The sequence below is a fragment of the Streptomyces sp. NPDC036822 genome (genome assembly GCF_055609145.1).
This window is the reverse complement of record NZ_JBVJPY010000010.1, coordinates 181,786-193,246: the sequence shown is the minus strand read 5'-3', so window position 1 is coordinate 193,246 and position 11,461 is coordinate 181,786. Positions and strand designations below refer to the sequence as shown.

10 protein-coding genes and 1 tRNA gene are annotated in these 11,461 nt (G+C 72.9%); 5 read left to right on the top strand and 6 right to left on the bottom strand.

The features are described from left to right. Positions 1–9: 9 nt before the first annotated feature. A tRNA-Cys gene (locus ACZ68P_RS23280) sits at positions 10–84 on the bottom strand. 170 nt (positions 85–254) lie between these two features. Between ACZ68P_RS23280 and ACZ68P_RS23275 the strand changes: the two genes are divergently transcribed. From ACZ68P_RS23275 to ACZ68P_RS23260, 4 genes are all read left to right on the top strand, one after another. Further along, on the top strand, positions 255–1,739 hold the full coding sequence (locus ACZ68P_RS23275) for an MFS transporter (RefSeq protein ID WP_471009131.1): 1,485 nt from the start codon (positions 255–257) through the stop codon (positions 1,737–1,739). A 269-nt stretch (positions 1,740–2,008) separates the two neighbouring features. Further along, positions 2,009–3,799: a DEAD/DEAH box helicase gene (locus ACZ68P_RS23270; protein ID WP_365715371.1), complete on the top strand. Its 1,791-nt coding sequence runs from the start codon at positions 2,009–2,011 to the stop codon at positions 3,797–3,799. 501 nt (positions 3,800–4,300) lie between these two features. Then, the gene (locus tag ACZ68P_RS23265; RefSeq protein WP_189975433.1) at positions 4,301–4,942 is read left to right on the top strand and encodes an IclR family transcriptional regulator; all 642 of its coding nucleotides are present in this window, start codon (positions 4,301–4,303) and stop codon (positions 4,940–4,942) included. Positions 4,943–5,183: 241 nt separating this feature from the next. Then, entirely contained in the window at positions 5,184–5,978 is a 795-nt protein-coding gene (locus ACZ68P_RS23260) for a S16 family serine protease (RefSeq protein WP_471009129.1), read from the top strand. On the opposite strand, the gene ACZ68P_RS23255 is transcribed toward ACZ68P_RS23260, so the two are convergent. From ACZ68P_RS23255 to ACZ68P_RS23240, 4 genes are all read right to left on the bottom strand, one after another. Continuing rightward, complete coding sequence (locus tag ACZ68P_RS23255) at positions 5,911–7,218, bottom strand: MFS transporter (RefSeq protein ID WP_471009128.1); 1,308 nt, start codon at positions 7,216–7,218, stop codon at positions 5,911–5,913. The genes ACZ68P_RS23260 and ACZ68P_RS23255 overlap by 68 nt on opposite strands. Beyond that, positions 7,215–7,391 (bottom strand): hypothetical protein, encoded by a 177-nt coding sequence (locus ACZ68P_RS23250; RefSeq protein WP_471009126.1) that lies wholly within the window; start codon positions 7,389–7,391, stop codon positions 7,215–7,217. The genes ACZ68P_RS23255 and ACZ68P_RS23250 overlap by 4 nt, the downstream gene beginning before the upstream one ends. 22 nt (positions 7,392–7,413) lie before the next feature. After that, positions 7,414–7,995, bottom strand: coding sequence for an ArsR/SmtB family transcription factor (locus ACZ68P_RS23245; RefSeq protein ID WP_471009125.1), 582 nt, complete (start codon positions 7,993–7,995; stop codon positions 7,414–7,416). Positions 7,996–8,084: 89 nt separating this feature from the next. Continuing rightward, complete coding sequence (locus ACZ68P_RS23240; RefSeq protein ID WP_471009123.1) at positions 8,085–8,558, bottom strand: Lrp/AsnC family transcriptional regulator; 474 nt, start codon at positions 8,556–8,558, stop codon at positions 8,085–8,087. 121 nt (positions 8,559–8,679) lie between these two features. On the opposite strand from ACZ68P_RS23240, the gene hppD reads away from it, so the two are divergent. Further along, a complete protein-coding gene (gene hppD / locus ACZ68P_RS23235) occupies positions 8,680–9,825 on the top strand; it encodes a 4-hydroxyphenylpyruvate dioxygenase (RefSeq protein WP_471009120.1) in 1,146 nt (381 codons plus the stop codon). A 104-nt stretch (positions 9,826–9,929) separates the two neighbouring features. Here hppD and ACZ68P_RS23230 read toward each other — a convergent pair whose 3' ends face one another. After that, positions 9,930–11,453 (bottom strand): tetratricopeptide repeat protein, encoded by a 1,524-nt coding sequence (locus ACZ68P_RS23230; protein WP_471009118.1) that lies wholly within the window; start codon positions 11,451–11,453, stop codon positions 9,930–9,932. Positions 11,454–11,461: the final 8 nt, after the last annotated feature.

Sequence of the window (11,461 nt, the reverse complement as noted above, 5' to 3'; positions counted from 1 at the left end):
GTCGTCGGCTGGAGACCGTGGCGGGAATTGAACCCACGTACCTCGCTTTGCAGGCGAGTCCCTCAACCACTCGGGCACACGGTCGTGTTGTGCACGAGTACGACCGTACGGAGGGCGCGGGGGCGGGCTCAAGGGATCCGGGCGCCCCGCAACACGACTGCCATACGCCGTTCATGGTCGTAGGACCAAGTGCCGAGTCCTCCCCGTCCTTGGGACAGGGTCCATCCGTACCCATGCCCCTTACTCTGAGGGGCATGAGTGCCTTGGAACCCCGAGACGCCGACCCCGGCGTCGCCTCAGCCGTCGATGCCGCGGGTCACCGTCCCACCGGAGGTCCTGAGCCCTCCGTCCTCGACCGGGCCCACCGGGCGCTCAGCGTCGGCATCGTCTCCGTCGTCGTCCTCATCGCCTTCGAGGCGACCGCCGTCGGCACCGCCATGCCCGTCGCGGCGCGCGAGCTGCACGGCATCCCCCTCTACGCCTTCGCCTTCTCCGCCTACTTCACGACCAGCCTCTTCGCCATGGTCCTGTCCGGGCAGTGGTCAGACCGGGCCGGGCCGCTCGCCCCGCTGACCGCCGGCATCGCGTCCTTCGCCACCGGGCTCCTGCTCTCCGGCACCGCGGGCACGATGTGGCTGTTCGTCCTCGGCCGGGCCGTCCAGGGCCTCGGCGGCGGGCTGGTGATCGTGGCGCTGTACGTCGTCGTCAGCCGGGCGTACACGGAACAGCTGCGGCCCGCGATCATGGCCGCCTTCGCGGCCGGCTGGGTGGTGCCATCGGTCGTCGGGCCGCTGGCCTCCGGAACCGTCACCGAGCACCTCGGCTGGCGCTGGGTCTTCCTCGGGATCCCCGCCCTCGTCGTCTTCCCGCTCGCCCTCGCGCTCCCGGCGATCCGCCGCACCGCCTCCGGGCCCGCCGACCCCGCCGCGCCGCTCCCGCCGTACGACCGGCGGCGCATCCGGCTCGCGCTGGGCATCTCGGTCGGCGCGGGGCTCCTGCAGTACGCCGGGCAGGACCTGCGCTGGCTCTCCCTGCTGCCCGCGGCGGCCGGGGCCGCGCTCCTGGTGCCGTCCGCGCGCGGTCTCCTGCCGCGCGGTACGTACCGGGCCGCGCGGGGCCTCCCCTCCGTCGTCCTGCTCCGGGGCGTCGCGGCCGGGTCCTTCATCGCGGCGGAGTCCTTCGTCCCCCTGATGCTGGTCACCCAGCGCGGCCTCAGCCCCACGCTGGCCGGCCTCTCGCTCGCGGTCGGCGGCGCGACCTGGGCGTTCGGCTCCTACCTCCAGTCCCGGCCGTGGACGGAGCCGTACCGGCAGCGGCTCGTCGTCGTCGGCATGCTGCTGGTCGCGGCGGCCATCGCGACCGCGCCGAGCGTCCTGATCGCCTCGGTCCCGGTGTGGGTGGTCGCGGTGGCGTGGGGGTTCGGCTGCCTGGGCATGGGCCTGGTGATCGCCTCGACGAGCGTGCTGCTCCTGAAGCTCTCCGCCCCGGAGGAGGCCGGGGCGAACTCGGCGGCCCTGCAGATCTCGGACGCCCTGTCGAACGTCCTCCTCCTGGCGGCGGGCGGCGCGGCCTTCGCGGCCCTGGGCGGGGGAGCGGTGGGCCACGCGACCACCTCGGCCTCGACGGCCCACCCGACGGCCTTCGCGGCGGTGTTCCTGCCGATGGCGGGGGTGGCGCTGGTGGGGGCGTGGGTCGCCACACGACTCGGAGCGGGATCCGGTACCACGGTGGCCCCATGAGCGGTACACCTGGCGGAGCTCGCCTGCACCGGGCGGCGGATCGCCGTCCGTGATCTGGACCGGGACGAGACGTACAAGCTGGTCATCGACGTGGCCACCGGCGATCGCGAGGACGTGACCCTGATCGCGAGCCGTCTGCGCGCCCTCCGCGAGGCGACGTGAGCTGAGTCGCACCCGGCGCGACCCGGGGGCGTTCGTACGTGGTTCCGGGCGGGCCGCCGGTAGGGTGGCCCGGTTGTCATATCTGGACGAGCGTCGAACCGGAGACCGTGACTACCACCGCCACCTCCTCCCATCACCTCTCTCCCGCCTTTCCCGGCCGCGCCCCCTGGGGCACCGCCAACAAGCTGCGCGCCTGGCAGCAGGGGGCCATGGAGAAGTACATCCAGGACCAGCCCCGCGACTTCCTCGCGGTCGCGACGCCCGGCGCCGGCAAGACCACCTTCGCGCTGACCCTCGCCTCCTGGCTGCTGCACCACCATGTCGTCCAGCAGGTGACGGTCGTCGCGCCCACCGAGCACCTGAAGAAGCAGTGGGCCGCCGCCGCCGCGCGCATAGGGATCAAGCTCGATCCCGACTACAGCGCCGGGCCGCTCAGCAAGGAGTACCAGGGCGTCGCCATCACGTACGCCGGTGTCGGCGTCCGGCCGATGCTCCACCGCAACCGGTGCGAGCAGCGCAAGACCCTGGTCATCCTCGACGAGATCCACCACGCCGGTGACTCCAAGTCCTGGGGCGAGGCGTGCCTGGAGGCGTTCGACCCGGCCACCCGCCGGCTCGCGCTGACCGGTACGCCCTTCCGCTCCGACACGAACCCGATCCCCTTCGTCACGTACGAGGAGGGGAACGACGGCATCCGCCGTTCGTCGGCGGACTACACGTACGGCTACGGCAACGCCCTCGGCGACGGCGTCGTGCGTCCCGTCATCTTCCTCAGCTACAGCGGCAACATGCGCTGGCGCACCAAGGCCGGCGACGAGATCGCCGCACGCCTCGGCGAGCCCATGACGAAGGACGCCATCTCGCAGGCCTGGCGCACCGCCCTGGACCCGCGCGGCGACTGGATGCCGAACGTCCTGCGCGCCGCCGACCAGCGGCTCACCGAGGTCAGGAAGGGCATCCCGGACGCCGGCGGGCTCGTCATCGCCTCCGACCAGGACTCCGCCCGCGCCTACGCCAAGCTGATCCGCGAGATCACCGGCACCAAGGCGACCGTCGTCCTCTCCGACGAGGCCGCCGCCTCCAAGCGCATCGACGAGTTCAGCGAGAACGACGACCGCTGGATGGTCGCCGTCCGCATGGTGTCCGAAGGCGTCGACGTGCCCCGCCTCGCCGTAGGCGTGTACGCGACGACGATCTCGACCCCACTCTTCTTCGCGCAGGCCGTGGGACGTTTCGTACGTTCGCGCAGGCGCGGCGAGACCGCCTCCGTGTTCCTTCCCACCATCCCCAACCTCCTCGGCTTCGCCAACGAGATGGAGGTCGAGCGCGACCACGTCCTCGACAAGCCGAAGAAGAACGGCGAGGAGGACCCGTACGCCGAGTCCGAGAAGGAGATGGCGGAGGCCGAGAGGCAGCAGGACGAGGACACCGGCGAGCAGGACATGCTGCCGTTCGAGGCGCTGGAGTCCGACGCCGTCTTCGACCGCGTGCTCTACGACGGTGCCGAATTCGGCATGCAGGCCCACCCCGGCAGCGAGGAGGAGCAGGACTACCTCGGAATTCCGGGCCTCCTCGAACCCGACCAGGTGCAGCTCCTCCTCCAGAAGCGCCAGGCGCGGCAGATCGCCCACAGCCGCAAGAGGCCGGACTCCGAGGCGGACCTGCTGGAGCTCCCGGCGGAGCGGCGCCCCGTCGTTTCCCACAAGGAGCTGCTCGAGCTGCGCAAGCAGCTCAACACGATGGTCGGGGCGTACGTCCATCAGAGCGGCAAGCCCCACGGCGTCATCCACACCGAGCTGCGGCGGGTGTGCGGCGGGCCGCCGAGCGCCGAGGCGACCGCCGGGCAGATCCGGGAACGGATCAAGAAGGTGCAGGAGTGGGCCACCCGGATGCGCTGACACCGGCGTGACCGGCGGGCCCCGGACGCCTGCCGAAGGCGCCCGGTCCGCCCTACGCGGCGACCGGGCACCGGAAGCCGCCGGCCGGACCCGACGAAGGGCCCGTACGCGAACCGCGTACGGGCCCTTCGGGCTCAGGGGTGTCTCGCCCCTCGGCTCGAACGGCGTACGCGCTCTTCGCGCCAGGGGTGTCCCGCCCCTCGCGCGAGCGGGCCGACAAAGCCGATCTTGTCCGTCGAAGTACTGTGACCGGCCGACTTACGCCTCGAACCGTCTGTATCCGGTCGCTCGCGCCCGGATTCTGGACGAGGTCTTCCGCTGAGCGGAGTGGCTCGCTACTGTCCCCGCAATGAACGCCCCGTGGCAGCGCCGCCGCGGAGCGCAGCCGGTGCGCATGGCCTGCCGGCGGCCTCTGACGTGCGTCGCCGACGGGACCGGTGTCGCAGCTTCCGTAGAGGGTCCGCCGTCACTCACTCCGATCACTCCGAAGGAGAGGGCGTCGTGACCGCGGAGACCTCCCAGACGCTCGACCGGGGACTTCGAGTCCTCAAACTGCTCGCCGACACCGATCACGGTCTGACGGTCACCGAGTTGTCCAACAAACTCGGTGTCAACAGGACCGTCGTCTACCGTCTGCTCGCCACACTCGAACAGCACGCCCTCGTCCGCCGTGACCTGGGCGGCCGCGCCCGGGTCGGGCTCGGTGTGCTCCGGCTGGGCCGCCAGGTCCATCCGCTGGTGCGCGAGGCGGCGCTGCCCGCGCTGCGCTCGCTCGCCGAGGACATAGGGGCGACGGCCCATCTCACCCTGGTCGACGGGGCGGAGGCGCTGGCGGTCGCCGTCGTCGAACCGACCTGGACCGACTACCACGTGGCCTACCGGGCCGGCTTCCGCCACCCGCTGGACCGCGGGGCGGCCGGCCGCGCGATCCTGGCGGCCCGGCAGGGCAGCCTCATCGAGCCCGGCTTCACCCTCACCCACGGCGAACTGGAGGCCGGCGCCAGCGGCGCGGCGGCCCCGCTGGTCGGGATCACCGGGATAGAGGGCAGCGTCGGCGTCGTGATGCTCGCCGACGCGGTACCGGAGCGGGTGGGCCCCCGGGTGGTGGACGCGGCCCGCGAGGTCGCCGACGCGCTGCGCTAGGGGGTGTCCTGCCGATCTTGCCGGGGTCGCGGCGGCAAGACACCCCCTAGGGGTCTCCGGACGTATCGGCGTCCGGTCGGCGGCATCGTCGCCGTCCGGACGCTCGGCGTCGGCCGGGGGACCGGCGCCGCCGTGGTCCGGGAGGGGCGCCCGCCACCGGGTGCGTACGTCCTGCTGCCGGAACGCCCGTGCGGCAGCCTCCGCTCCGGCCGGGGAGCCGGCCGCCCAGTAGATTGGGTCCGTGCTCTCCCGTCTCACCCGCAACCGTGCCCTCGCGCTCAGCGCGCTGCCCGTCGCCGCGCTCTTCGCCGTCGCCGGACTCGCGCCGCTGCCGTTCGCCATCGCGCAGCCCGGCTCCACCGCCGACGTGCTGGGCCGGGACAAGGGGCGTGAGGTCATCACCATCACCGGCGCTCCCGTCCGCGAGACGGAGGGGAAGCTGCTGATGACCACCATCGTGGCCACCGGCCCGAGCGTGGACAACGACTTCGCGACCGTCGCCGACGCCTGGTTCCGTACCGACCGGGCCGTCCTGCCGCGCGCCTCGGTCTACCCTCCGGGCAAGTCCGATGCCGAGGTCGCGAAGCACAACCTGGGGGAGATGAAGCAGTCCCAGGACGCCGCCGTCCTCGCCGCGCTCGACCATCTCGAACTGAACCCCGAGGACGTCAAGGTCACCCTCCACCTCGCCGACATCGGCGGGCCGAGCGCCGGGTTCCTCTTCTCGCTCGGGATCGTCGACAAGCTCGACGGCGACGGGGCCGGGAGCGACCTCACCGGCGGCCGGACCATCGCCGGTACGGGAACGATCCAGCCGGACGGCACCGTGGGCGCGGTCGGCGGCGTCTCGCTGAAGACCCAGGCGGCCGGCCGGGACGGGGCGAGCGTCTTCCTCGTGCCGAAGGCCGAGTGCTCCGACGCGGAGGCGGAGCTGCCCGAGGGGATGCGGCTGATCCCGGTCTCCACGCTCAGCGACGCGGTGTCCTCGCTCCGGGCGCTGGAGCAGGGGCGGGAGGCGAAGGTTCCGAGCTGCTGACGCGCGGGGGGACGGAGTCCATCTCGCGCCAGCGGGGAAAGACCGCCGGGGCGAGCGTCGCCAGGAAGTAGACGCCGCCGAACGCGAGCAGCGCCGCCGTCAGACCGGCTCCTTCGATCAGCTGCCCGGCGGCGAGGCCGCCCAGCGGGGTCGTCAGGAGCACCCCGGCCGTCGTCACGCCGGAGACCCGGCTGCGCAGCTCGTCGGGGACGCGTTCGTACGCGACGGTGGTCAGGATCGGGTTGAGCAGGCCGGCGCCCAGGCCGCCCGCCGCCATGGTGACGAGCAGCGGAAGCGTGGTGTCGGTGAGCGCGGCCGTCACGTAGGGCGGGGCCCCGCACAGCAGGAACCCGGCCGTGAAGAGGGCGCGGCGCGGGAAGCGGTGGCCGACCGCCCCGTACAGGAGTGCCGCGAGGAGCGCGCAGCCGCCGAAGACTGCGACGAGCAGACCGAGGGCGGCGGAGCCGCCGAGGTTCTCCCGGGCGTGGACGGGCAGCAGGATCGCACTCCAGCCCTGGTTGAGGCCGTTGGTCACCATCACCATCAGGACGACGCCGAGCAGCAGCCGGGAGCGGAGCACGAAGGTGTACCCCTCGCGCAGTTCGGCGCGGTAGCCGGGCAGGGAGAAGGGGGCCGGGTCGGGCCGGGGCGCGGCGGAGGGCACCTTCCGCAGGCCGGCGAGCACGAGCAGGGCGGAGAGCCCGAAGGTGGCGGCGTCGAGGAGGAGGACGGCATCCGCGCCGATGACGGCGACGAGGACACCGGCGAGTGCGGCGCCGGACATCCGGGCGCCCCGCGAGACGGCGTCGTAGAGGCTCGCGGCGCGGGGGAGGGGGGTTCCCGCGCGGCGGGCCAGGTCGGGGACGAGGACGTGGCGGGCGGTCTCGCCGGGCGCGTGGAAGAGGCCGGTCACGGCCATCAGCGCGCACAGCATCCAGAACTCCAGCAGGCCGGCGCGGTGCAGGAGCGGGATCGCGGCCAGCGCGAGCGCGCAGACGAGGTCGGAGACGACGCTGATCCGGCGGCGCCCGATGCGGTCGATGACCGGGCCGCCGACGATCGCGGAGACGACGACGGGGGCGGCCGCGCAGAAGGCGACGAGGCCGGCCTTTCCGGGGCTGCCCGTGGTGTCCAGCGCGAACCACGGGACGCCGATGAGGGTGAGCGCGTTGCCGGTGATCGAGATGGCGTTGGCGGCCAGGACGGTGGCCAGGGGAGCGCGTCCTCCCGGCGCGCTCATACGGCGCGCGGGTGCGGTCGGGCGGCGGCGGGGACGGCCAGGCGCAGCCCTAACGCGACGAGGCTCAAGCCCAGTCGGGTACGGAGCGGGGTGCGCGGCACGAAGTCGGCGACGGCCCGGCGGAGTTCGGCGGAGCGCAGGCGGTGGAGCTTCAGGTGGATGTCGGTGTGCATGGCGTCCTCGGGGTCCCTTCCGTCAGTGCTCGTGCTGGGGGAACGCGTGCAGGTGCATGCGTACGCGGGCGGCGCCCGGCGCGTCGGTGTCGGAGTTCCGGTGGTACTCGTCGATCAGCGCGTGGATCCTGGCGTTGAGCTCCTGGAGTCGCTCGGGCGGCAGGCACAGGGTGAAGTCGCTCATGTCGCTGGCGCCGGCCCAGGCCGCGTCCCAGTCGTGGCGGGTGCCGAGCCAGGTGTTCAGCTCCTGGGTGTGGATGGTCGCGATCTCATGGAGGTAGACCTCCATGGCGCCCCGGACCTCGGGGTCCGCGTCCCGGTACAGAGACGCGTCGACGGAGGTGCCCTGCTGGGCCGCCTTCCACCACCGCTCCCGTCCTTTGCCCCGGGACGGGTCGTCCTCCACGAAGCCGTGCGCGGCGAGCTGGCGCAGGTGGTAGCTGGTCGCGCCGCTGGACTCGCCGAGCCGCTCGGCCAGTTGGGAGGCGGTGGCGGGCCCGTTGTGGCGCAGGGCGCGCAGCAGCTGGATGCGGAGGGGGTGGGCGAGCCCGCGCAGTGAGCGCGGGTCGAGCGTACGGCTGACGCGTTCCTCGGGTGCGGACATGGGGCGAGCCTAGAGTTGCAAAGAAGTGTGTGCAAGGGTTTCTTTGCAAGTACTTCGTCGCCGTCATCCGGTCGCCACTGCTCCGCCGCTCAGCCGGCGTCCTCCGCCGCCTGCTCCACCAGCGGGATGATCCGCAGCGGTACGGGGTTCTCCATCACGATCGCCGTGGAGGCCCGCACGATGCCCTCGAAGCCGACGACCCGGTCGATCACGCGCTGGAGATCCGCGTTGGAGCGGGCGACCAGGCGGCACAGCATGTCGCCGTGCCCGGTGGTCGTGTGGAGTTCGAGCACCTCGGGGACGGTCGCCAGATGCGCGCGGACGTCGCTTCCCTGGCCCTGCTTGATCTCCAGCGTCGCGAACGCCGTCACGGGATAGCCGAGGGCGGCCGGCTCGACCTGCGGCCCGAACCCGCGGATGACCCCGTTCGACTGCAGGCGGTCGAGCCGCGCCTGGACCGTGCCGCGCGCGACGCCCAGCCGCCGGGAGGCCTCCAGGACCCCGATGCGCGGCTCCCGCGCCAGAAGCACGATCAGACGCCCGTCCAGATGATCGATCGCCACGGCGGCCTCCCGATGGTCATCCTGTACAAGTAGTCCGCCCATACTGGCGTCTCACTGGTCAGGTTGCCCAGTCCCGAGGCGAACTATTGCGCAGCTTGCCGATCGGCGGGACTCTGCCCACATGACTGAGACCATCCAGCACACCCCCTCCACGGCGCGGCAGGCCGACCCCTTCCCCGTGAAGGGAATGGACGCGGTCGTCTTCGCCGTCGGCAACGCCAAGCAGGCCGCGCACTACTACTCCACGGCCTTCGGCATGAAGCTGGTCGCCTACTCCGGACCGGAGAACGGCAGCCGCGAGACCGCCAGCTACGTCCTGACGAACGGCGCCGCCCGCTTCGTGTTCACCTCCGTCATCAAGGCCTCCACCGACTGGGGCCGCTTCCTCGCCGACCACGTCGCCGCCCACGGCGACGGCGTCGTCGACCTGGCGATCGAGGTGCCCGACGCGCGCGCCGCGTACGCCTACGCCGTCGAGCACGGCGCCACCGGCATCACCGAGCCGTACGAGGTCAAGGACGACCACGGGGTTGTCGTCCTCGCCGCCATCGCCACGTACGGCAAGACCCGCCACACGCTCGTCGAGCGCGGCGGCTACGACGGCCCGTACCTGCCCGGCTACGTGACCGCCGACCCGATCGTCGAGCCGCCGGCCAAGCGCACCTTCCAGGCCATCGACCACTGCGTCGGCAACGTCGAACTCGGCAAGATGAACGAGTGGGTCGGCTTCTACAACAAGGTCATGGGCTTCACGAACATGAAGGAGTTCGTGGGCGACGACATCGCGACCGAGTACTCGGCGCTGATGTCCAAGGTCGTCGCGGACGGCACCCTCAAGGTGAAGTTCCCGATCAACGAGCCGGCGATCGCGAAGAAGAAGTCGCAGATCGACGAGTACCTGGAGTTCTACGGCGGCGCCGGCGTGCAGCACATCGCCCTCGCCACCAACGACATCGTCGCCACCGTCCGCTCCATGCGGGCGGCCGGTGTGCAGTTCCTGGACACCCCGGACTCCTACTACGACACCCTCGGCGAGTGGGCGGGCGAGACCCGGGTGCCCGTCGAGACCCTGCGCGAGCTGAAGATCCTCGTCGACCGTGACGAGGACGGCTACCTGCTGCAGATCTTCACCAAGCCGGTCCAGGACCGCCCGACCGTCTTCTTCGAGATGATCGAGCGCCACGGCTCCATGGGCTTCGGCAAGGGCAACTTCAAGGCCCTCTTCGAGGCGATCGAGCGCGAGCAGGAGAAGCGCGGCAACCTGTAGCACGTCTCCGGAACGTCGCGCCGGTACGCCCCCGCGCGTATGTGTGGCCCCACGGCACCGAGCCGTGGGGCCACACCTCTGTCCGCCCGATCACACGCCCTGGGCTACGCCCCCGGAGCGGGCGCCGGCGCCTGCGCGGCGCCCTGCCCCTGCGCGGTGGCCCGGCCCCGCGCCGTCGCCTGCCCCTGCCCGGCGGGCTCCCGCCCAGCGGCCTGCTCCCGCGCGGGTTCCTCCGTCCGCGGAGGCACCGGGCGCAGCTCCCCGGGCGGTCCGTCCGACGGCTCGCCCAGCTTCGCCACCGCCTCCTGCGCCTTCACCGCGAGCAGCGGCGAGAACCACGGATTGATCCGCAGCGCCTCCGCCAGGTGGCGCCTGGCCGGGCCGTCCTCCGCCACCGCCCGCTCGATCTCGCCCCGGTGGTACGAGAACAGCGCGCTCCGCAGCCCCTCGTCCGTCGCCCGTTTCGCGTACTCCAGCGCCTCCTTGGGCTCCCCGGCCCGGTACAGCGCCCACCCCAGCGCGTCGGCCACCCGCACCGACCGGTGTCCGCGGGCCCACTCCGCCTTCAGCCGCCGTACCGCCGTGACCGGGTCGCCGTGGTCCGCCTCCAACAGCCCGAGGGCCACCTCCGCGTCCGACCGGTTCGCCCACACCCGGGTCCGCAGCAGGTCGTACCGCGCCCGCGCGTCCTCGTGCAGCCCCAGCGACTCGAAGAACTCGCCCGCCTCCAGGGCGTACTCCGGCGCCGGCCGGTGCGCCAGCGCCGCACGGTAGTCACGGGCCGCCTCGTCGATACGGCCCAGCGCCGCCAGCGCCCGCGCCCGGCCGGCCAGCGACGGACCGTGGTCCGGTACGAGGCCCAGCGCCGCCCCGTACTGCGCCACCGCCTCCTCCCGCTCGCCCCGCTCCCAGGCCAGGTCCCCGAGGCGCGCGAGCCCGACCGCCTTCTCCGTGGCGGTCTCCGCGAGCCCCACCGCGTCGAGCGCCGCCGCCGAGGCGTCCTCGCGCCAGCCGCGGTCGCGGTACGTCAGCGCCGCCCGCGCGCTGACCGCCGCGCCCGTGTGCAGCTCCTCCAGCGTGCTCATCGCCTTCCGCGCGGACGCGTAGTCCCCGAGCCCGTTGTACGCGTCGATCAGCACCGGGTACGTCGACCACCGCTTCGGGTTCGCCGTACGGACCCGCTCCGCCCACGTCCGCGCCGACTTCCAGTCACCGCGCGCGTTGGCCAGGGCCCCGAGCCCCAACTGGGCGTCGACGTTGCCGCGCTCGGCCGGCACCACCGCGAGCGAGCGCCGCAGCGCCCGCTCCGCCGGAGCGTAGGACGAGGCGTCGCCCCGGCGCACACCCCGCTCCGTGTACGCCGCTCCCAGCACCGCCCACGAGACCTCGTCACCGGGATGCTTCACCAGCCACTTCTCCCGGTCACCGATCAGCGCGGCGAGATCCGGCAGCGACGCGGGGGCGCCCGCGTCCGCCGCGAGCCTCGCCCGCGCGGCCGGGCCGGGGGCCGGCGGCCGGTCGTCGAACAGGCCGGGCGCGAACTGGGGGGCGTACAGCAGCGCCGTCGCCGCGATCACCGCGGCCACCCCGGCCGCGAGGACCGTCCGCGACACGTTCTCCGTCTTCATGACGCCCA

What these genes read in the sequence shown, in the direction of transcription:
- ACZ68P_RS23275 (WP_471009131.1), top strand. Translation starts at nt 255, where the DNA reads ATGAGTGCCTTGGAACCCCGAGACGCCGACCCCGGCGTCGCCTCAGCC.
- ACZ68P_RS23230 (WP_471009118.1), bottom strand. Translation starts at nt 11,453, where the DNA reads ATGAAGACGGAGAACGTGTCGCGGACGGTCCTCGCGGCCGGGGTGGCC.
- ACZ68P_RS23245 (WP_471009125.1), bottom strand. Translation starts at nt 7,995, where the DNA reads ATGTCCGCACCCGAGGAACGCGTCAGCCGTACGCTCGACCCGCGCTCA.
- ACZ68P_RS23255 (WP_471009128.1), bottom strand. Translation starts at nt 7,218, where the DNA reads ATGAGCGCGCCGGGAGGACGCGCTCCCCTGGCCACCGTCCTGGCCGCC.
- ACZ68P_RS23250 (WP_471009126.1), bottom strand. Translation starts at nt 7,391, where the DNA reads ATGCACACCGACATCCACCTGAAGCTCCACCGCCTGCGCTCCGCCGAA.
- hppD (WP_471009120.1), top strand. Translation starts at nt 8,680, where the DNA reads ATGACTGAGACCATCCAGCACACCCCCTCCACGGCGCGGCAGGCCGAC.